Raw genomic sequence first — 500 nt, 5'->3', positions numbered from 1 at the left:
CAGTGACCACATCCGCGCAGGACAATATTACCTGGGACAAAAATAATCGTCTGTCGCAGGGCGTCACACAGAGTACGGGCAGCACGCTTGCCGGTAACGGTGATGTCACGCTGACCGCCGGACGGGATATGACGTCACAGGCGGCATCGCTGTCAGCTCAGAAAGGCCTGGCCCTGATGGCGGGTCATGACGTGACGCTGACCGGTGCACAGAATACCCGCTCGCTGGATGAATACCATAAAGTGACCGGCAACAGCGGGATGTTATCGAAAACCACCACTACCACGCATGATGTCACTGACCGCCGGACCATGACAGGCAGTGAACTGAACGGGGATACGGTCAGTATCGGTGCCGGACATAATCTGAACGTCACGGGCAGCAGTGTGGCCGGGGATAACCGTGTCTCCCTGGCTGCCGGAAATAACCTGAATATCGGTACGCTGACAGAAAGCAACCGTGAAACACACCTGAAACAGGAGAAAAAATCCGGGCTGATG

General features: G+C 56.2%; 1 protein-coding gene. It reads left to right on the top strand.

From position 1 onward, the window contains the following. Positions 1–500, top strand: a 500-nt coding sequence (locus tag E0D98_RS25725) for a hemagglutinin repeat-containing protein (protein ID WP_131891521.1), incomplete at both ends; no start/stop codon positions are given.

Origin of the sequence: Escherichia sp. KCJ4928, assembly GCF_004352695.1 — a bacterium.
Taxonomy (GTDB): Bacteria; Pseudomonadota; Gammaproteobacteria; order Enterobacterales; family Enterobacteriaceae; genus ECMA0423.
Note: the sequence above shows the minus strand (reverse complement) of the source record. Positions and strands in the feature narration are given on the sequence as shown.